Below are 20876 nucleotides of genomic sequence, written 5' to 3' on the forward strand. Positions count from 1 at the left end.
CTAGACGCTGAGATGCCTGAGGACGCGCATGCGCGCATCCGGCTCGGTGGAGGCGCCGGTTTCGGCGATCTCGCCGCGATCGAGCACCGCCCAGCGGTCGGCGACGGCAAGGGCGAACGGCAGGTGCTGCTCGACCAGCAGCATGGTGGTGCCGTGGCGCTCGCGGGCGCTGCGGATGACGCCGGCCAGCCGGTCGATCACCGAAGGCTGCAACCCCTCGGTGATCTCGTCGATGAGCAGCAGCTTCGCCCCGGTCGCCAGCGAGCGGGCCATCAGCAGCATCTTCTGTTCGCCGCCGGACAAGGTGCCGGCGCGCTGCTTCAGCCGTTGCAGCAGGAACGGGAAGGAGGCCTCCACCTCGGCCAATGCCGCCTCGAAATCGGGACGGCGCACGGCGAGGCGCAGATTCTCCTCCACGCTCATGTCCTGGAACAGCGCCTTTTCCTGCGCGACATAGCCGACCCCGAGCCGCGCCACACGGTGCGGGGAGAGGCGGGTCGCCTCGCTTCCGGCGATCGCCACCGTGCCGGCCATCTTCGGCAGGAAGCCCATCACGGATTTCAGCAGGGTGGACTTGCCCATGCCGTTCTTGCCGAGCACGGCGAGGATTTCGCCCGGCGCCAGGGCCAGGCTCACCTCGCGCAGCACCACCGCGCCGGCATAGCCGCTGGAGAGGTTGTCGACAGCGAGAACGCTCATGCCGGCATCTCCTTGGGCGCGGAGGGGGCGGTCTCATGGGCGATGCCGGCATGGCCGGAGCCGGCATAGACCTGCTTGACCAGCTCGGAGGCGACCACGTCCTCCACCGAGCCGTCGAGCACGATGCGGCCCTGGTGCAGCACGATGACGCGCGAGGAGATCTCGCGCACGAAGTCGAGATCGTGCTCGACCAGCAGCACGCACAGGCCCTGTTTCCTGGCCAGCTCGATCAGGATGGCGCCGATCTGCATGCGCTCGGTCTTGGTGAGGCCGGCGGTGGGCTCGTCGAGCAGCAGCACGCGCGGCTCCAGCGCCAGCACCATGGAGAGTTCCAGCGCCTGCTTCATGCCGTGCGAGAGCAGGTGCGCGGGGGTGGAAAGCTGCCGGTCGAGCCCGGTGGTGGCGAGGACGTGCATCGCCGCTTCCGGCAGCTTCAGGTCGGCGGCGCGGCGCCAGAGCGAGGGCCGGGCGTGGCGCACGCGGGCGATCTGCAGGCATTGGGCGACGGTGAGCGTCTCGAACACATTGGCCATCTGGAATTTGCGGCCGACACCGAGCGCGACGCAGGCTTCCGGCGGCTTGCGCCCGATGTCGTAGCCATTGACCATGATGGAGCCGGCCGAGCGCTCGGCACCGTCGGCGATGCAGCGCATCAGCGTGGTCTTGCCGGCGCCATTGGGGCCGACCAGGCTGACGAGTTCGCCGGCCCGCGCCTCGAAGTCGATGCCTTCCAGCACGGTGAGGCTGCCGAAGCGCTTGACCACATCGGCCACCGCCAGCGCCGGCCCCTCGCCGGGCTCGACGCCCTGGGTGTCGGCGGGGTCGAGGGTCGAGAGCGTCACGGAGGCCGCCGGCGTCGCGGCGCGCGGGCGGAGGAGGCCGAGCAGCTTGCGCGGCGCGTCGAACACCACCGGCAGCAGGCCGCGCGGAAAGGCGACGATGACCAGCACGAACAGCGTGCCGATGATGAGCTGCCAGACGAAGGGGTAGTCGCCGGCGAGCTGGGCGCTCTCGTAGTCAACGATCAGCGCCCCGAATACCGGGCCGAGCAGCGTGCCGCGGCCGCCCAGCGCGGTCCAGATCACCAGCTCGGTGCCGAACACGAAGCCGGCGAGTTCCGGCGCCACCACCATGGCGTAGCCGGCATAGATGTAGCCGGCGATGGCACCGATGGCGGCGCAGGCGAGAAAGACCAGGATCTTCAGCCGCGAGGTGTCGAGGCCGAGATATTTGCAGCGCTGCTCGTTCTCGCGTACGGCGACCAGCAGCCTTCCAGCGTCGCTCTTGACGAAGATGTAGGCGAGCGTGGTCACCGCGACGAGGAAGCTGCCGGACAGCCAGAACCAGGCTTCCATCGACAGGTCGAAGCTCATGAAGCCCGACAGCCCGCTCGACGAGCCGGTGAAGGTGCCGCCGGAATAGAGCAGCTGCGTCGCCACGATCGGCAGCACCAGCGTGATGACGGAGGCATACAGCGCCGAGGCGCCGTGCCAGAAGGCTAGCCAGCCGACAATGGCGGCGACCAGCAGCGCGCCGCCGACGCCGAGCCCGAGCGCCAGCAGGGCGTTGGACGGCGAGAAGTCCATATGGGTGAAAACGAGGCCCGCCGCATAGGCGCCGCAGGCGAAGAACACCGATTGCCCGAAGGTGAGGACGCCGAGGAACCCCCACAGCAGATCGACCGTCAGCGCCACCGCCGCATAAAGCAGCGAACGGGTGAGCACGTTGACCGAATAGGTGTCGAGCACATAGGGGCCGGCGAAGATCGCCGCCAGCGCGGCGAGGGCGACGGCAAGGATGAGCGAGAGGCGGCGCGCTTCAGTCACGGGCGAACCCCTTCGGACGGACGCGCAGGATGATGGCGGCAAGCACGGCGATGGTGAGCCCTCCCAGGACCGGGCTGAAATGGGTGGCGACCAGCACCTGCGCCCCGCCCAGCACCACGCAGGCGAACAGCAGGCTGAGGAGCGAGGCGCCCGACACCAGCACCAGCATGAAGGCGTTGACCAGCCACGGCACGCCCATCGACGGATCGACGCTGGACAACGGGGTGATGAGCGCGCCCGCCACCCCCGCCAGCGCCGAGCCGAGGGTGAAGGTGAGGAAGCGCACCAGCCCGCTGTTGATGCCGAGGCCGCGGGCGAGGTCCTCGTTCATGATCACCGCGCGGGTCTCCAGCCCCAGCCGCGTGCCCTGCAGCAGGGCGGTGAGGGCGAGGCCGAGCACGGCGGCGATGCCGACCAGGGCGAGGCGGTAGGCGGAATAGCTCTCGCCGAACAGGTCCAGCGTGCCGTTCAGCGGCGACTGGGTGAACTGCACGCCGCGGCCGAAGGCGAGGGTGATGAGCTGGCCGATGATGATCGACAGGCCCCAGGTGGCGAGGATGGCGTCGAGCGGGCGCGAATAGAGCGGGCGCACCACGAAGCGCTCGATCGCCATGCCGGCGACCCCGCCGAACAGTGCGGCGATGGGAATGGCGAGCCAGGGGTTGAGGCCGGCCTGGGTGGTGACGAGCGCGGCATAGCCGCCGAGCGTCATCAGCCCCCCATGGGCGAAATTGATGATCTTCATGACGCCGAACACGAGCAGCAGCCCGGTCGCCACCGCATAGAGGATGGCGGCGGTCGTCACGATGTCCAGCGACTGGGCGATCATGCGAAGGTCCTTGGGTTTGAGGCACGTTGGGTCGAGAAGGGCCGCATCGGAACCACGTCATCCCGAGGTGCCCGGCGATGCCGGGCCTCGAAGGATGCCAGGGGGAGCGGTGGCATCCTGCTTGAGCATCCTTCGAGGCTCGCGGCGCCCGCACCTCAGGATGACGTCGCAAGGCGGGTCGGTTCGAGGGCGGGTCGGTTCCAGAGCAGGCCGCAAGGATCGGGCCAGCCCACCGGTGGGTGCGGTGCGCGGTGCCCCCTCTCCCGGTCGGAGAGAGGGCTGGGGTGAGGGCCGGTCGGCGCGGCCAGCGCGCCGCAGACCCCCCCCGGCGCTATGCGCCGACCTCTCCCCGGCGGGGAGAGATAAGAGTGCGCCCGCTCACTTCAGCTTGGGGCACTGCTCGCCGGGATCGACATTCTCGAAGGTCGACATGATGGAGACCGAGCCGTCGGCCTTCACCTGGCCGAGATACATGGTGAGCGGCGCGTGGCGCTGCTTGTTCATGACGATGGTGCCGCGCGGGCCTTCCACCGCCACTTCGGCCAGCGCCGGGATCACCTTGGCGGCGTCCGTCGTGCCGGCCTTCTCCACCGCCGCCTTGTAGGCGTAGACGGCCTCGTATTCCGGCACCGAGAGGTCGTTCGGGGTCTTGAGGTCGGCGCCGAACTTCTTCTCCATCGCGGCGAGGAAGGCCTTGTTGGCGGGGGTGTCGATATTGGTGAAGTAGGAGCCGGCGATGTAGATGCCCTCGGCGTCCGGGCCCATGGACTTGGCGGTACCCTCATCGACGGCGAGGTTGCCGTAGAGCGCCTTGATGCCCGCCGCGCGCAGCTGCTTGGTCAGCGTCACGTTCGGCGCGCCGCCGGCGGTGGAGGTGACGATGGCGTCCGGGTTGGCGGCCTTCACCTTGGACAGGATGGCGGTCCAGTCGGTGGCGTCCATCGGGGCGTATTCGTCGCCGACGATCTTGCCGCCGGTCTTCTCGATATAGTCCTTGGTGAAGGCCAGCATGCCGCGCCCGAAGGCGTAGTCCGAGCCGATCAGGAAATAGGTCTTGGCGCCTTCCTTGTTGAAGAAGTCGACGATCGGGGCGACCTGCTGGTCCGGCACCCAGGCGTTGACATACATGAACGGGCTGCAGGAGCGGCCCTCATAGAACGAGGTGTAGATGTAGGGCACCTTGCCGCGATTGACGATCGGCAGGCCGGCATTGCGCGCCGCTGAGGTCTCCATCGAGATCAGCGCGTCGACCTTCTTCTGGAAGATCAGCGAATCGAAGGCCTTCTGCGCGCCGGCGGCGCCCGAGGCGTCATCGGCGACTTCCAGCACCACCTTCTTGCCGAGGATGCCGCCCTTGGCGTTGATCTCCTCGACCGCCAGTTCGGCCGACTGCACCACCGAGGGGGCGACGACCGAATTGGCGCCGGACAGGCCGACGGGGATGCCGATGGTGATGGTGTCGTCGGCGGCCAGCGCGGGGCCGGCGAGCAGGCCGGCGGCGAACACGCCGGCCATCAGCAGGGAAATGCGGGACATAGGCTTTCTCCGGAAGGTTATGGGTTGTTTTTCAGCGGTAGGCGGCGAAGGGCTCAGTACCAGCCCCGGGAAATCTGCGAGCCGAGCATCTCGGCATAGACATCGGTGCGCCGGTCGCGCAGTACCTGGTTGAAGTCGTTCCAGTTGCGGGCGCGGCGGGCGGCGCCGAGGTCGATCTCGGCGGAGACGATCTCCTCGCCGTCGCGGCTGGCCGGGCCGGCGACGGGCCAGCCGGTGTAGCTGACGATCAGGCTCTGGCCCTCGAAGGGCTGGCCGCGCTCGGTGCCGATGCGGTCGGCGCAGGCGATGTAGAGCGAGTTGGAATGGGCGGCGCCCATTGTGAGGATGTTGGCCATCGCCTCGCGGCCCTCGGCCTGGCCGGGGATCGGCACCCAGTTGGTGGGCACGCAGACGATGTCCGCGCCCTGCAGCGCCTGCAGCCGGTAGGTCTCGGGGAACCAGCCATCGTAGCAGATGGCGACGCCGATCCGGCCGATGGCGGTGTGGAACACCGGGAAGCCGTTATTGCCGGGCTCGAAGAACAGGTTCTCGTTGCCCCATAGATGCATCTTCCGATAGGTGCCGACATGGCCCTGCGGCCCGATCACCACCGCGCTGTTGTAGAGCGAGGTGCCCTCGCGCTCGGTGATGCCGGCGACGATGTGCAGGCCGCGCTCATTGGCGATCTTGGCCCAGGCGAGGCAGGTCGGCCCGTCCGGAATGGTCTCGGCCAGCGCGAAGGCCTCCTCGCGGGTTTCGAACACATAGCCGGTATTGGCGAGTTCCGGCAGCACCAGCAGCGTGGCGCCCGCATCGGCGGCGCGGGCGATGAGGGCGAGCGAATGCTCGACATTGGCGCTTGTGTCGCCGAAGCGCGGCTCCATCTGCAGGCAGGCCACGCGGACAAGGCTCGAACTCGGCATAGGGGCGCACCTCTTCGATCGCCGCGGTGCCCCGCGGCGTGAAAACAAAAAGCCCCCGGCAGTGCCTTCCGGCACCATCGAGGGCTGCATAGCCTGGATGTGGAACGGCAACGCTGCCGCCGCGCTCAATGAACGCTGACGGCATGGAAGCGCAGCGCCAGAGGTATGTCAAGCGCAAATGCCCGGTAACGAGGCAGCCGATTGTTTGCCTAGGTGTTGGGCAGCATGCCTTACTTTTCGGCCTCGCCGTCGCGGTCGAGTTCCGCCAGCATGGCGTGGGCGTTGATGATGGAGCCGGCAATGGTGCCGATCGGCACCCGCTTGGCGGTGGCCTGCTTGCGCAGGAACTGGTAGGCCTCGTCCTCGGAAAGGTTGCGCAGCCCCATCAGCAGCCGCGTCGCCTTCTCGACGTCGCGGCGGGTGCGCAGCGTGTCCTCCAGCTTGCCGATCTTGGCCAGCAGCCGCCCCTCATAGCCGCGCTGCGACAGCGCCAGCACCAGGCTGGAGAGCACGCCGGAGGCGCGGATCGGGCGCACCAGCACGCCATGGGCGCTGGAATCCAGCAGGGCCTTCAGCACGGTCGGGTTCTCGTAATCGACGATGGCGATATGGGCGATGGCAAGGTCGGCCATGCGCCACGGCATGGAAATCCGGGTGTCGCGGTCGAGCAGGAAGAACACCGCGTCGAGCGGCAGCGGAAGCTGCGGGGGAGGCGGCCAGACCACCTGCACCTGGCAGCCGATGCGCTGGAGCTGGCGCACCAGATCGTCGCCGTCCTGGTCGCGCGGGTGCACCACGGCGACGCGGGTGTTGCGCAGGTTCTGGATGAGCTGCGAGGCGCTCATGCGCGGCGCCTCCGCGGGTTTGGCCGGCCCTCACGCATGGTCGTAAATGTGGTCGACGAGATAGGGGTCCGGCTTCACCGGCGCCCTGGCCTGCCACACCACGTCGAATTCGCCGTGCTCGTTGACCAGGCCGATGCGCGGCAGAAGATAGGTGTGGTTGTTGTCGGGGTCGACGCGGATGCGGCCCTGGGGGGCGTCGAACTCGGTGCCGAGCGCGGCGTCGACGAGGCGCTGGGTGTCGAGCGACTTCGCCCGCTTGAGGGCGTCGGCGAACAGGTGGATCTGGAAATAGGCCGCCTCGGCATACATCGTCACCGCCGCGTCGCGGCCGAAGCGGGCGCGGTAGGCCTCGACGAAGCGGCGGTTGGCCGGGGTGTCGACGGTGGAGAAATAGGGCGCCGAGGTGATATGGCCGACGCACAGCTCCGGCCCGATGGCGCGGATTTCGCCCTCCGCCATGGTGAGGCTGGCGATCGGCATGGTGCGCGGGTCGAGCCCGGCCTCGCGGAAGATGCGGTAGAGCAGGTGCGCCCCCTGGCCGACCACGGTGGAGAACACCACCGAGGGCGCGCGACGGCGGATATCCTCCACCACGCGGCGGATCTGGTCCTCGTGCGGCTGTTCCGGCACATAGGTTTCCGCCACCACCTCGCCACCCTCGCGCGAGACCAGGTCGCGCATGATGCGGTTCGATTCGCGGGGATAGATGTAGTCCGAGCCGACGAGATGGAAGCGCGGGCCATAGGCGGCGAGCAGATGGCGGGCGAGCTGGAGGCTGTTCTGGTTCGGCGCCGCGCCGGTGTAGATCACGTTCGGCGAGTACTCGAAGCCCTCATAGAGCGAGGGGTACCAGAGCAGCGCGTTGCGGCGCTCCACCGTGGCGAGGATGGCCTTGCGGCAGGAGGAGGTGCAGCAGCCGAAAATGGTGCTGATGCCGTCCTCGGTGAGCAGGCGCTCGGCATAGCGGCGATACAGTTCCGGGCTCGATTCCGGGTCGTAGCAGACCGGTTCGATCGGCCGGCCGAGCACGCCGCCCGCCAGGTTGATCTCCTCGATGGCGAGCGCCGTGCCGCGGAAATGCTCGGTCTCCGGCTCGCGCATGTGCCCCTTGCGGGAAAACAGCACGCCGACCCGCCAGAGCGCGCCCGCCGCGCCGGAACCCTGTTCTGCGTTGCCGAAATTCGCCACCGGCGCCTGCCCATCTGCCCATTGCCACCCGGCGCGCCATGCGCCGTGCGCCGGTCCGACGTTCCGCGTGAACCCGGCCCGGCCCGTTTTTGGCGCGCGCGCACGCGGCAGGTCAAGTGCGCCGCCGCGCGGGTCGACGAGGCGGCGGGCTGCTGATTTATCGGGCGCCCATTCTGGCAAAACTGACATTAAGCCGGGAACCGCGCCAAAATCATCATCGCCAAGCCGTCGGCATGGGCGCGGGGGTGTCACGGATTGATCAGGCGTGGTGTCAAAAGCGTCATTATGGAGGTTGCGTTTCTCCAGCGGCGTGGAAGGGGAGATTCCTGCGTTCTATTTCGCCTTGTCTCACTGCGGGGGGAGATTTCTCATGGTGCCAACATCTCGAATATTTCGGGAACCGGAGAGCGCACATGTCCAATTTCTTCCCAAAGGGCGTCGATCGCCGCAATTTTCTCAAGGTCACGGCGGTGGCGGCCGGCGGCCTCGTCGCGATGCCTTACATCTCCTCCCGCGCCCGTGCGGCGACGCTGAAGACGGTGAATTTCAGCGAGGCGGTGCACAATCTCGGTTACATCAACCTCTATGTCGGCATGCATGACGGCATCTTCGAGAAGCACGGCCTCGACATGAAGGTCTCCGCCGCCGGCGGCGACACCCAGACCTTCGCCGCCGTGCTTGGCGGCTCCGCCGATTTCGCCATCGGCGACGCCACCATGGCGCAGATCTCGCGCGAGAATGGCGGCCCCGGCGTCGTCGTCGGCACGGTGGTGCAGCGGGCGCATTATTTCGGCGTGTCGAAGACCATGGAGCCCTTCACCGACCCGAAGGACCTCAAGGGCAAGAAGGTCGTCACCTCGCCCGAGCCCAACACCAATTATTCCGTCACCAAGCGCATGGTCGAGCAGGCCGGCCTCAAGCTCGGCACCGATGTGACCATCGTGCCGGTCAATCCCGGCACCGAGATCGGCGCCATGCTGGCGGGCCAGGCCGACATGGCGGTGGCCTACCAGCCGAGCGTCGCCGCCGCCGAGGCGCAGGGCTCCAAGGTGGTGTTCGACTTCTCGAACTATATCGGCCCGTTCTGCAACACCGGCATCATGGTGCTGCCCTCGACCATCGAGAAGGACCCGGAGATGGTGCAGGCGCTGGTCACCGCCTTCGAGGAAGCCTCGCGCAAGACCTATGCCGACCCGGCCTTCGCCAAGAAGGTGGCGCGGCTCGAATTCCCCGACCTGCCGGGCGAGGTGGTCGACAAGGCGATCGACGCCGAGCTGAAATATCTCATTCCGGCGCAGTCGGTGGTCACCAAGCCCGACCAGTGGAAGAACCTGATGGACATGCAGCTCTACCTCGGCAACATCAAGGGCACGGTGAGCTTCGACGAGATCATCGACAATTCCTTCGCCGACAAGGCCGTCAAGCAGCTCGGGTGAGCGCGGTGGTCTCCCCCGCCCTCGCGGCACGGGCGGGCGCACCGGCGGCGGCCGGCGCGCCGCCCCTCGTGGTCGCGCATGTGGCCAAGAGCTTCGATGCCGACGGGCGCGTCGTGCCGGTCATCGGCGACCTGTCGCTGACGCTGAACGAGGGCGAGATCGTCGCCATCGTCGGCCCCTCGGGCTGCGGCAAGACCACGCTGCTCAACACGCTGTGCGGCCTCATCGCCCCCGATGCCGGGCGCATCGGCTGGTTCGGCAAGGAGATGTCCGGCCAGCCCGCCGGCGTTGGCTACATGCTGCAGAAGGACCTGCTGCTGCCCTGGCGCACGGCGCTGCGCAACGTGATGCTCGGGCTGGAGATACGCGGCGTCGGCCTTTCCGAGGCCGAGGAGCGCGCCCATGTGATGCTCGACCAGCTCGGCCTGCACGGCTTCGCCGATCACTACCCGACCACGCTGTCGGGCGGCATGCGCCAGCGCGTGGCGCTGGCCCGCACGCTGGTGAACGAGCCGGACGTGCTGCTGCTCGACGAGCCCTTCGCCGCGCTCGACTTCCAGACCAAGCTGCTGATCGAGAGCGATACCGCCCGGCTGGTGCGCGAGAGCCGGCGCTCGGTGCTGCTGATCACCCACGACATCGAGGAGGCGGTGTCGGTCGCCGACCGCGTCATCGTGCTGACCAAGCGCCCGACACGGGTGAAGGCGGTCTACGACATCGCTTTGGGCACCGAGCGCACCGACATGATCGCCGCCCGCGAGAGCGCGGGATTCGTCGATTATGTCCGGCGCATCTGGGCCGATCTCGACGTGACGCGGCAATAGGAGGAGCGCGATGAACGGTTCCCCCCTCCCGCTCCGCGCCACCGCTCCCGGCGGCGTCGACGCGGCGACCCAGGCCGCCGCCGCCCGGCGCCTGGCCGCGCACCGGCGCGCCCGCCTGCGCGCGACCCTGCTCGTCATCCTGTCCCAGATCGCGCTGCTGGCGGCCTTCCTGGCGCTCTGGGAGTACATGACGGCGTTCGACAAGCAGGCGGCCTTCATGTTCGGCTCGCCCTCCGCCATTGCCGGCTTCCTCATGACGATGGCGCGCGACGGCAGCCTCTGGCGCGACACCTATGTGACCGGCGTGGAGACCCTGCTCGGCTTCCTGGTCGGCAATGTCATCGGCACGCTGATCGGGCTGTCGCTGTGGTATTCGCGCTTCGTCTCGCGGGTCATCGAGCCCTTCGTCATCGCGCTGGGGTCGATCCCGATCATCGCGCTGGCGCCGATCATCATCATCTGGTTCGGCACCGGGCTGACCTCGAAGATCGCCATGTCGACGCTGTCCGTGGTCATCGTCGCGCTGGTGACCTCCTACAAGGGCGCCGTCGGGGTCGACGAGGACCAGATCAACCTGATGCGCACACTGGGCGCCTCGAAGTTCCAGATCTTCCGCAAGCTGGTGGTGCCGGCCTCGCTGGCCGACATCTTCGCCGGCTTCAAGCTTACCGTCGGCTTCGCGCTGATCGGCGCCATCGTCGGCGAGTTCATGTCGTCCTCGGAGGGGCTCGGCCATGCCATCTTCAAGGCCGGCTCGCTCTACATCATCCCTAAGGTATTCGCCGCGCTGGTCGCCACCATCGCGCTCGCCCTCGTCCTCACCTTCATCGTCGGCAAGGTGGAAAAGCTGCTCATGCCCTGGCGCCGCCTCGGCTGAGCGGCGCCGCTTTGCGTTTCAGTGCCCAATGGAGTGACCATGAACCCGCGTGTCAGCAAGGCCGGCAACATCAAATATGCGCTGTCGGCCAAGGATGCCTTCGTCGCCGCCGTCGCGCCCGGCGAGACCTTCGTCGTCGAATGCGCGATCAACGCCAATGACGGCACCATCCGCCATCTCGGCCAGCAACTGACCGAGACCGATGTCTCGTTTCCCTTCGTCAATGGCGCGACCGGGCCGATCGAGGTGAGGGGCGCGAAGGCCGGCGACATGCTGAAGCTGGAGATCCTCGGCATGGAGCTGGACACGCTCGGCTTCACCGCGCTGTGGCCGGGCATCGGCATGTTCCCGGACTGGGTGCGGCAGAAGGAATTCGGCCACCTCACCCGCGTGGTCGAGGTGAAGGACGGCCTCGTGCACTGGAGCGACAAGGTGAAGCTGCCGGTGCGCCCGATGATCGGCGTCGCCGGCGTCGCCCCCGTTCATGGCGGCGTGCTCACCGTCGACAACGGCACCCATGGCGGCAATCTCGACGTGCAGGAGATCACCCCCGGCAACACGGTGATGTTCCGGGTGAACCATGACGGTGCCCACCTCTTTCTCGGCGACTGCCACGCGCTGCAGGGCGATGGCGAGGCCAACGGCATGGGCGCGATCGAGATCGGCGCCACGCTCACCGTGCGGGTCGCGCTGGAGGAGGCGCCGGCCCGGCTCAACCACCCGCGCATCGAGACGCCGACGCATATCTGCACGCTCGGCTGCGCCCGCCCGCTGGAGGACGCCATGCGGATCGCCTTCCAGGAGATGATCTGCTGGCTGGAGGACGAGTACGCCATTCCGGCGGCGGAGGGCTACATGCTGCTCGGCCAGATCGCCGAGGCGCGCTGCACCCAGGTGGTGAACCCAAAATACACCTATATCTGCAAGGTCGACAAGGAACTGCTCGCTCAGTTTGCCGGCTAGCTTCGTAGCCGATCGGCCGGAACGCCGAACCGTTCCGGCCGCACGACCGCCGGATGTTCGCGCCTCGTCCCGGACCGCGCCGCTTGCCGCCGCCGCGATCCGCGTTGCGCTCCCCCCTCCCGCCTGTTGCCGATGCCGGCGCGCGCCGGGCCTTCCCGCCGGCCTCTGGCGGCCGCGGCGACACGGCCCTGACGCTTCGGCACGGTCGAAATGTCCACCTGATCGGGTCAACTACGGAGTCGACATCCTCGGTCGGCTCTGGTCCTATCGCACCTGTCAGAGGGCGCCCCGATCAGCCATGATCGCCGCCGCCCGGTGTCGAGGCTCCGGGCGGCCGCCGGGAATGGCCGCCGAAATCGCCGATGCGCCACGCCCAGTATGCCGGCAAAGCAGAAGCTTGCCGGCCACCGGTGTCGGGTGGTGAGGCGTGTCGCCTCGGCCTTCGCGAGGCGCCGCCGGCCGGAGCGGCGACGCCTCGAATGAACGCGCCAATTCGGGTTGGCGGTCCGCCGCGCGCGTCGGTGGCCGGTGCTGGGAAAGTCGAGGGATCTGTCCATGGTCAACGATTTCGTCGTGGATCTGTCGCGTGCGCAGTTTGCGGCCACGGCGCTCTACCACTTCCTGTTCGTGCCGCTGACGCTGGGGCTTACTGTCCTGCTGGTGGTGATGGAGACGATCTACGTCACCACCGGGCGGGACATCTACAAGCAGATGACTCAGTTCTGGTCCAAGCTGCTGCTGATCAATTTCGCCCTCGGCGTGGCCACCGGCCTGACCATGGAGTTCGAGTTCGGCACCAACTGGTCGTTCTACTCCAGCTTTGTCGGCGACACTTTCGGCGCGCCGCTGGCCATCGAAGGGCTGATGGCGTTCTTCCTCGAATCCACCATGATCGGACTGATGGTGTTCGGCTGGGATCGCCTGACCAAGGCGCAGCATCTCACCGTCACCTATCTCGTGGCGGTGGGGTCGAATCTTTCCGCGCTCTGGATCCTGGTGGCCAATGCCTTCATGCAGCATCCCGTCGGCGCCGAGTTCAACCCGGTGACCATGCGCATGGAACTGGAGAGCTTCGGCGCCCTGTTCTTCAATGACGACGCGCAGTCCAAGTTCGTGCACACCGTGCTCGCCGGCTATCTGACGGCGTCGGTGTTCGTCTGCGGCATCAGTTCCTGGTACCTCCTGCGCGGGCGGCACGTGGCATTCGCCAAGCGCTCCTTCCGGGTCGCGGTGGTGTTCGGCCTGCTGAGCTCCGTCGGGGTCATCACGCTCGGCGATGCGCTGGGCTATGTCGACGCCAAGGTGCAGCCCACCAAGCTCGCCGCCATGGAAGGGCTGTGGACGGCGGAGAAGGCGCCCATGCCGTTCAACGCCATCGCCTTCCCGCTGCAGGATGAGCAACGCAACGCGTTCGAGATCCAGGTCCCGTACATGCTCTCGCTGCTCGTCACCCACTCGCTGGACGGGACCGTGCCGGCGGTGGACGAGCTTGAGGCACTGGCGCGCGCGCGAATCCGCAACGGCATTCCCGCCGTTCTGGCGATGGAGAAGCTGAGCTCCAGCCCGAACGACGCCGATGCGCGGAGCCAGTTCGAGGCTCACAAGGCCGATGTCGGCTACGCCCTGCTGGCGCAGCGCTACGCCCCCGACCTTACGCAGATCACCGACGAGCAGGTCGCGCGGGCCGCCCGCGACACCATACCGGAGGTGTGGATCGTGTTCTGGTCGTTCCGCATCATGGTGGGGCTGGCGCTGCTGATGATGGTCTACATGCTGTTCGGCACGCTGGTCTCGCTGGCCAATGAGATCGAAAAGCGCCGCTGGTTCCTGCGGCTGGGCCTGGTAATGCTGGCCGCGCCCTTCATCTCCTCGGAGGTCGGCTGGCTGGTGGCGGAGGTGGGACGCCAGCCCTGGACGGTGTTCGAGAAGCTTCCGACCTGGCTGTCGGCGTCCACCCACAGCGAAAGCTACATGATCTTCTCGATCACCGGATTCGTGCTGCTCTACACCATCTTCGCGATCGTCGAGATGTTCCTCATGGTGCATTTCGTCCGCAAGGGACCCGAGGAGCCGGCGCCCCATGGCGCTGTCCAGACGGCGGGAGGCTACTGACATGGAAAGCGCGGCTGTCGAGGCGTATATGGCGCTCGAAATCGTGTGGTGGGTCCTGCTCGGCGTGTTGCTGACGGGCATCGGCGTGATGGTCGGCATGGACATGGGTGTCGGCACCATCCTGCGCTATGTGGGCCGGACCGATGGCGAGCGCCGGGTGGCGCTCAACGTCATCGGCCCGCATTGGGACGGCAACCAGGTGTGGTTCGTCCTGGGCGGCGGCGCCATCTTCGCCGCGTGGCCGCTGGTCTACGCCACCGCCTTTTCCGGCTTCTACATCGTGATGCTGCTGCTGCTGTGGAGCATGATCGTGCGCCCGCTCGGCTTCGAGTACCGCTCCAAGATGCCATCGGAGCGCTGGCGCGCGGTGTGGGACAGCGCGCTGTTCGTCAGCGGCTTCCTGCCCATGCTGGTGTTCGGCGCGGCGATGGGCAATGTGCTCCAGGGCGTGCCGTTCCATTTCGACTGGCTGCTGCGCTCCTACTACACCGGCAGCTTCATCGCGCTGTTCAATCCCTTCGCCATCCTGTGCGGCCTGATGTCGGTGAGCCTCGCCGTCTATATGGGCGGCAGCGCCCTGGCTAGCCAGGCGGCGCAACCGGTGGCCGGCCGCGCGCGCACGGCCGCGATGGCCGCCGCGATCATCGCCATCGCGCTGTTCACCATCGGCGGCTTCTGGCTGGCGGGGCTGGACGGCTTCCAGCTGGTGTCGGGCCCCGCGCCCGGCATGCAGCAGACTCCCCTGCATCAGCAGGTGGTTCAGGTGCCGGGGGCCCTGCTCGCCAATTATGCCGGCCAGCCCCTGCTGTGGGCGTTCCCGGGCCTGGCCTATCTCGCGCTTGCGCTGGGGCTGGTGCTGCATCTGGCGCGTCGCCCGTTTCTGGCCTGGTGGCTCGGCGCGCTGGCCTGGATCGGGGTGATGGGCTCGGTCGGCGCCTCCATGTTCCCTTTCCTGATGCCGTCGGTGACCGACCCGTCGCACAGCCTGACGATATGGAATTCGGGGTCGAGCCTCAGGACGCTGGGCTGGATGCTGGGCTTCACGCTGATCTTCATACCGTTGATCGTCTGGTACACGAGCTGGGCGTTCTGGATGATGCGGGGCGAGGTGAGCGTGCAGCACGTCGAATCGTCCGAGCATTCGTACTGAGGGGAGGTTGGCATGCTTCTGCGCTTCATCATTGCCCTGGTCATTGCCGGCATCGCTCTCCTGCTCGGCGTCATCATCGGCGGCTATGGCGCCTGGTATTTCTCCTGGTTCCTGGGAACCGGCTTCATGATCCTGGTCGCGGTCTCGGCCGGCGTGCTGTTCGAGGCGCAGGAGGAGGCGGCGCGCAGCTCTGCCGACACCGTGTCGGAAATGGCCAGGGTCGTCTCCGGTGCGCCCGCGCGGGGCACGCCCCATTGAGCGTGACGCCGCCCACCGCGCCGGGCCGGATCGGGCCGGGTCGATGATGCCGACTGTTCCTAGATGATTGACGCCGAGACCGAGGAGCGGGCACGGCCCGGAGCGGAGGCGGAGCGCTGGCTGAAGGGCCGCATCGCCGCCGCGACCGGCTCCGCGCTCCGGCGCGCCATGTGGCTGGGCGCGCTCGCCTCGGCGCTGGTGGTGCCGCAGGCCTGGCTGCTCGCCCACGCCATCGCCCCGGTGGTGATGGAGGGCGCGCCGATCGGCCGTGCGCTCGTCTGGCTGACCCCGGTGCTGCCGCTGCTGCTGGCGCGCCTCGCCCTCGCCCACGCCGCCGACCGGGCGGCGCTCGGCGCCGCCCTGCGGCTGAAGGGCGACGTGCGCGCCGCGCTGCTGCGCCACCTCGCCGCGCTCGGCCCCGCCCGCCTCGGGGGACGAGCGACCGGCGATCTCGCCACCACGGTGATCGAGGGGGTCGACGCGCTGGAACCCTATGTGGCGCGCTATCTCGCCCATCTCGGCACGCTGGCGGGCCTGCCGCTGCTGATCCTCGCCGTGGTGCTGTCGCGCGACTGGATCTCGGGGCTGGTGCTGCTGTTCACCGCGCCGGTGATCCCGCTTTTCATGGTGTTGCTCGGGCAGGGCGCGGAACGCCTGAACCGGCGCCAGTGGCGCCGGCTCGCCCGGCTGTCGGGCCGGCTGCTCGACGGGCTGCAACGCCTCACCACCCTGAAGATGCTGAACGCCGAGGCGGGCGAGGAGAGCCGCCTCGCCGCCGCCGCCGAGGCCTACCGGACCAGCACCATGGCGGTGCTGCGGGTGGCCTTCCTCTCCTCGCTGGCGCTGGAATTCTTCGCCACGGTGGCCATCGCGATGGTGGCGGTGCTGATCGGCTTTCGCCTGCTCGACGGCGCGCTCGGCTTCGAGGCGGCCTTCTTCGTGCTGCTGCTGGCGCCCGAATTCTATGCGCCGCTGCGCCAGCTCGGCGTCGACTACCATGCCCGCATGGAGGCTCTGGCCGCCGCCGAGCGCATCGCCGCGCTGCTCGGCGAGCCGGGCGATGCGCCGGGCGCGGCGACGCCGGAACTCGGCCGCGCGATCAGCCTGCGCTGCCGCGGGCTGCGCTTCGGCTGGGGCGAGGGGGCGCCGGCGGTGGACGGGGTCGACCTCGATCTGCGGCCGGGCGAGATCACCGTCCTGGTTGGGCCGAGCGGCGCCGGCAAGAGCACGCTGCTCAGCCTGCTGCTCGGCTTCGTCTCGCCGCAGCAAGGTACCATCGAGGTGGGCGGAGCGGGCACGTCGGTCCATGACCTGTCCGCCCTCGCCCCCGACCACTGGATGCGGCAGGTGGCGCTGGTGCCGCAGCGCCCGCACATGTTCGAGGGCACGGTGGCCGACAATATCAGCCTCGGCGCCCCGGCGGACGGCGAGCCGGCGACCGGGAACCCGGCGCCCCGCAGGGAGCGGGTGCGCGCCGCCGCGCGCCTCGCCGCCGCCGACGGCTTCATCGCGGCGTTGCCGCAGGGCTACGACACCCCGCTCGGCGAGTTCGGGCAGACGCTGTCGGGCGGGCAGGTGCAGCGCCTCGCGCTGGCCCGCGCCTTCCTCAAGCAGACGGCGCCGCTGCTCATCATGGACGAGGGCACGGCCGGGCTCGACCGCGCCACCGAGGCGCGGGTGACCGCTGCGGTGCGGGAGCTGGCGCGCGGGCGCACCGCGCTCATCGTCACCCACCGCCTCGCCACCCTGCACCTCGCCGACCGAATCCTGCTGATGGAGGCAGGCCGCATCGTCGAGGAGGGCACGCGGGCCGAACTGCTGGAAAAGGGCGGCCGGTTCGCCGCGCTGCTGGGCGAGGGGAGCCTTGCCGCATGAGCGACGCGGGACCGGTGATCAGCCGACTTCTCTCGCTGGCGCGTCCCTATCGCGGCTGGATGCTGCTGGCCGGCGGCATCGCGTGCCTCACCATCCTCGCCAGCGTCGCGCTGATGGCGGTGGCCGGCTGGTTCATCGCCGCCATGGCGATCGCCGGCGTCACCACCGGCATGATGAACTATTTCCTGCCGGCGGCGGCGATCCGGCTTTTCGCCATCCTGCGGACCGGCGGGCGCTATTTCGAGCGGCTGGTGAGCCATGAGGCGACCTTCCGGCTGCTGGCGGAACTGCGGCTCTGGCTGTTCCGTCGGCTCGCGCCACTGGCCCCGGCGGGCCTCGCCGACCGGCGCGGCGCCGATCTGGCCGCCGGCCTGCAGGCCGATGTGGAGACGCTGCAGCACGCCTATCTGCGCCTTGGCGCCCCCATCGTGGTGGCGCTGGCCTGCGGGGTGCTGGTGGTGGCGCTGCTCACCGCGCTGCACCCGCCGACCGGACTCGTCGTCGGCGCGCTGCTCATCGCCGCCGGCGGCGTGGTGCCCGGCCTGGCGCGTCGGGCCGCGGAGAGGCCGGGTTCGGAGGCGGTGGCGCATCGTGCGGCGCTGCGTGTGGCGGTGGCCGATTTCCTTCAGGGCGGCACCGACCTGCGGGCCGCCGGCGCGGTCGGGCGGCGGCTCGCGGCACTGGACGCGCTCGGCGACCGGTTCGCCGACGCCCAGCGCCGGGCGGCGCTTCACGGCGCCTTCGCCGAGGCGGCGGTCGGCCTGTGCGCCTGGCTGGCGGTGTGGGGCGCGGCGCTGCTGGCGGCCGGCGCGGTCACGGCGGGCACGCTGGCGCCGCCATTGGTGCCGGCCCTCGCCCTTGCCGCCCTTGCCAGCTTCGAGGCGGTGGCGCCGCTGCCCGGCGCGATGCAGCGCTGGGGCGAGGTGATGGCGGCGGCGCGGCGGCTGTTCGCCCTGGCCGACCGCCCGCCGCCGATCGGCCCCTTCCCGGCGCGCTCGCCGGCCCCATGCGACGACGGTCTCGACTTTCGCGCCGTGCGGCTGCGCTACGCGCCGGATGGGGCGCCGGCCCTCGACGGCCTCGATCTCACGATCGCGCCGGGGTGCCACATGGCGATCCTCGGGCCGAGCGGGGCCGGCAAGAGCTCCATTGCCCGGCTGCTGCTGCGGTTCTGGGATTACGAGGGAAGCGTCACGCTCGGCGGGCACGACCTGCGAGAGTACACGCCGGAGGATCTGCGCCGGCTCGTCGGCCTGGCGGCACAGGAGGCGCATCTGTTCAACGCCACCCTGCGCGAGAACCTGCGCGTCGCCGCGCCGGAGGCGGAGGAGGAGGCGCTGCGTCGTTGCCTCGCTCTGGCGGGACTGGACGAGGTGCTGGGCGAACTGCCGGAGGGGCTCGACACCTGGATCGGCGAGGGCGGGGCGCGGCTCTCCGCCGGGCAGGCGCGCCGGCTGGTCATCGCGCGCACCCTGCTGCGCGCGCCGCTGATCCTGGTCCTCGACGAGCCGACCGAGAATCTCGACGCCACCACCAGCCGCCGGCTGCTCGCCGCGCTGGCGCGGGAGAGGGAGGGGCGCACCACCGTGCTGATCACCCACGATCCGGCGGCGGCGCGGCTTTTCGCCGAGCGGATCGTGCACATGGAGGCGGGGCGGATCGCCGGGTAAGGCCGGTGCGTGGGCCGCTAGAGCGTTTTCCCGATTCATGAATCGGGGAAATGCTCCGGCTTGTTGAGTTCACCCGTCTTCCTGCCGCGAACCGGTATCCACTTCGCTCGAAAACGCGCTAGGCCGGGATGCGGTGCGCCTCGGCGAACTGGGTGCGGACCATCCGGGCATAAAGGCCGCCCGTGTCCAGCAGTTCCGCGTGATTGCCCTGTTCGGCCACGCCTTCGCGGGTGACCACGACGATGCGGTCGGTGCTGCGCACCGTCGACAGGCGGTGGGCGATGACCAGCGTGGTCCGCCCTTCCGACAACGCCGCCAGCGCGCGCTGGATCTCCCACTCGGTCTCGCTGTCGAGCGCCGAGGTGGCCTCGTCGAGGATGAGGATCGGCGGGTCCTTCAGGAACATGCGGGCGATGGCGAGGCGCTGCTTCTGGCCGCCCGAGAGCTTCACGCCGCGCTCGCCGATCACGGTGTCGAGCCCGAGCGGCAGGCCGGCGATCACCTCGTCGAGCTGGGCGCGGTGCGCGGCCTCATTGATGGCGGCCTCGTCCGCGTCCAGCCGCCCATAGGCGATGTTCTCGCGGATGGTGCCGCTGAACAGGAACACGTCCTGCTGCACGATGCCGATGTTCCGGCGCAGCGACTCGAGGGTCACGTCGCGAATGTCGTGGCCGTCGATGGTGATGCGGCCCCCGCCGACCTCGTAGAAGCGGGGCAGCAGCGAGCAGAGGGTGGTCTTGCCCGAACCGGACGGCCCGACAAAGGCGACGCTCTCGCCGGCGCGGATATCGAGGTCGATGCCGCCCAGCACCGGCGGCGCGTTGCCATAGGCGAAGCGCACGCCCTCATAGCGGATGGCGCCCTTGACGTCCGTCAGCTCGACCGCGCCCGGGCGATCGGCCACGTCGGGCCTCGTGGCGAGGAAATCGAGATAGGAGCGCAGGCCGGCAATGCCCTTCGGGTAGACTTCCATCACCGCGGCGATCTTCTCCAGCGGCCGGAAGAACACCCCGACGAGGAGCAGGAAGCCGACGAAGCCGCCATTGCTGAGTTCGCCGCGCAGCACGAACCAGGTGCCGGCCAGCATGATCACGACCTGGGTCAGGCGCATGCCGAGATAGCTGAGCGAGGCATTGGCCGCCAGCAACCGGTAGGCCTCCAGCTTGGTGGTGCGATAGCTGTCGTTCTCCACCGCGAACAGCCGGCTCTCATGCTCTTCGTTGGCGAAGGACTGCACGACGCGGATGCCGCCGATGTTTTCCTCGATGCGGGCGTTGAAGGCGCCGACCCGGCCGAACAGCGCGCGGAAGTTCTGCGTCATCCGCCGCCCGTAGCGGGTGGTGATCAGGGCGCTGGCGGGAACGATGACGGCGGTGAGGATGGCGAGGTGGATATTCACGCTGAGCATCACGGCGAAGGCGCCGATGAAGGTCATCACCGCGATGAACACGTCCTCCGGGCCGTGATGGGCGACCTCGCCGATCTCTTCGAGATCCTTGGTGAGGCGGGCCACCAGATGCCCGGTCTTGTGGTTGTCGAAGAACGAGAAGGACAGCTTCTGCACATGATCGAAGGCGCGCTTGCGCATCTCGGTCTCGATATTGATGCCGAGCATGTGCCCCCAATAGGTGACGATCGCCATCAGCCCGGCATTCAGCAGGTAGATCACCAGCAGGCCGATGGCCGCCCAGACGATGAGGTGCCAGTCCTGACCCGGCAGCAGGTGGTCGATGAACAGCTTCACCGCGACGGGGAAGCCCAGCTCCAGCAGGCCGGACAGCACCGCGCAGGAAAAATCGAGCATGAACAGCCCCTTATAGGGGGCATAGTAGGTCAGGAACGGCCGGATGAGCTTCATGATGGAC

General features: G+C 68.7%; 17 protein-coding genes. 9 read left to right on the forward strand and 8 right to left on the reverse strand.

Annotated features, from left to right (window positions below; translation table 11 throughout):
• The 7 genes from KHC23_RS03535 to KHC23_RS03565 form a co-directional block, all read right to left on the reverse strand.
• Positions 1-699, reverse strand: a complete 699-nt coding sequence (locus KHC23_RS03535; protein WP_213369585.1) for an ABC transporter ATP-binding protein — start codon at positions 697-699, stop codon at positions 1-3.
• Entirely contained in the window at positions 696-2525 is a 1830-nt protein-coding gene (locus KHC23_RS03540; protein ID WP_213369592.1) for a branched-chain amino acid ABC transporter ATP-binding protein/permease, read from the reverse strand. The genes KHC23_RS03535 and KHC23_RS03540 overlap by 4 nt, the downstream gene beginning before the upstream one ends.
• On the reverse strand, positions 2518-3354 hold the full coding sequence (locus KHC23_RS03545) for a branched-chain amino acid ABC transporter permease (RefSeq protein WP_213369594.1): 837 nt from the start codon (positions 3352-3354) through the stop codon (positions 2518-2520). The genes KHC23_RS03540 and KHC23_RS03545 overlap by 8 nt, the downstream gene beginning before the upstream one ends.
• Before the next feature lie 378 nt (positions 3355-3732).
• Positions 3733-4890, reverse strand: a complete 1158-nt coding sequence (locus KHC23_RS03550; RefSeq protein WP_213369595.1) for a substrate-binding protein — start codon at positions 4888-4890, stop codon at positions 3733-3735.
• 53 nt (positions 4891-4943) lie between these two features.
• The gene (locus tag KHC23_RS03555) at positions 4944-5774 is read right to left on the reverse strand and encodes a nitrilase family protein (RefSeq protein ID WP_246544175.1); all 831 of its coding nucleotides are present in this window, start codon (positions 5772-5774) and stop codon (positions 4944-4946) included.
• A gap of 269 nt (positions 5775-6043) precedes the next feature.
• Positions 6044-6658 (reverse strand): ANTAR domain-containing response regulator, encoded by a 615-nt coding sequence (locus KHC23_RS03560; protein WP_213369597.1) that lies wholly within the window; start codon positions 6656-6658, stop codon positions 6044-6046.
• 30 nt (positions 6659-6688) lie between these two features.
• Positions 6689-7846 (reverse strand): transporter substrate-binding domain-containing protein, encoded by a 1158-nt coding sequence (locus tag KHC23_RS03565; protein WP_213369598.1) that lies wholly within the window; start codon positions 7844-7846, stop codon positions 6689-6691.
• Positions 7847-8259: 413 nt separating this feature from the next.
• Between KHC23_RS03565 and KHC23_RS03570 the strand changes: the two genes are divergently transcribed.
• The 9 genes from KHC23_RS03570 to cydC all read left to right on the forward strand — a co-directional run bounded on the left by KHC23_RS03570 (position 8260) and on the right by cydC (position 19011).
• Complete coding sequence (locus KHC23_RS03570) at positions 8260-9282, forward strand: ABC transporter substrate-binding protein (RefSeq protein ID WP_213369600.1); 1023 nt, start codon at positions 8260-8262, stop codon at positions 9280-9282.
• Positions 9279-10106: an ABC transporter ATP-binding protein gene (locus KHC23_RS03575; protein ID WP_213369602.1), complete on the forward strand. Its 828-nt coding sequence runs from the start codon at positions 9279-9281 to the stop codon at positions 10104-10106. Before KHC23_RS03570 ends, KHC23_RS03575 begins: the two co-directional genes overlap by 4 nt.
• Positions 10107-10116: 10 nt before the next feature.
• A complete protein-coding gene (locus KHC23_RS03580; RefSeq protein ID WP_213369604.1) occupies positions 10117-10983 on the forward strand; it encodes an ABC transporter permease in 867 nt (288 codons plus the stop codon).
• A gap of 39 nt (positions 10984-11022) precedes the next feature.
• Positions 11023-11946: an acetamidase/formamidase family protein gene (locus tag KHC23_RS03585; protein ID WP_213369606.1), complete on the forward strand. Its 924-nt coding sequence runs from the start codon at positions 11023-11025 to the stop codon at positions 11944-11946.
• A gap of 555 nt (positions 11947-12501) precedes the next feature.
• Positions 12502-14058 (forward strand): cytochrome ubiquinol oxidase subunit I, encoded by a 1557-nt coding sequence (locus KHC23_RS03590; protein ID WP_213369608.1) that lies wholly within the window; start codon positions 12502-12504, stop codon positions 14056-14058.
• 1 nt (position 14059) lies between these two features.
• On the forward strand, positions 14060-15208 hold the full coding sequence (cydB, locus tag KHC23_RS03595; RefSeq protein ID WP_213369610.1) for a cytochrome d ubiquinol oxidase subunit II: 1149 nt from the start codon (positions 14060-14062) through the stop codon (positions 15206-15208).
• A 12-nt stretch (positions 15209-15220) separates the two neighbouring features.
• A complete protein-coding gene (locus KHC23_RS03600; protein WP_213369612.1) occupies positions 15221-15466 on the forward strand; it encodes a cytochrome bd oxidase small subunit, CydX/CbdX family in 246 nt (81 codons plus the stop codon).
• 63 nt (positions 15467-15529) lie between these two features.
• Positions 15530-17341, forward strand: a complete 1812-nt coding sequence (gene cydD, locus KHC23_RS03605; protein WP_213369614.1) for a thiol reductant ABC exporter subunit CydD — start codon at positions 15530-15532, stop codon at positions 17339-17341.
• Positions 17338-19011, forward strand: a complete 1674-nt coding sequence (gene cydC / locus KHC23_RS03610) for a thiol reductant ABC exporter subunit CydC (protein WP_213369616.1) — start codon at positions 17338-17340, stop codon at positions 19009-19011. Before cydD ends, cydC begins: the two co-directional genes overlap by 4 nt.
• 118 nt (positions 19012-19129) lie before the next feature.
• Here the strand turns inward: cydC and KHC23_RS03615 are convergent, their stop codons facing one another.
• Positions 19130-20869: an ABC transporter ATP-binding protein gene (locus KHC23_RS03615; protein WP_213369617.1), complete on the reverse strand. Its 1740-nt coding sequence runs from the start codon at positions 20867-20869 to the stop codon at positions 19130-19132.
• Between the last annotated feature and the right edge of the window lie 7 nt (positions 20870-20876).

This window comes from Ancylobacter dichloromethanicus (assembly GCF_018390645.1).
Lineage (GTDB): Bacteria > Pseudomonadota > Alphaproteobacteria > Rhizobiales > Xanthobacteraceae > Ancylobacter > Ancylobacter dichloromethanicus.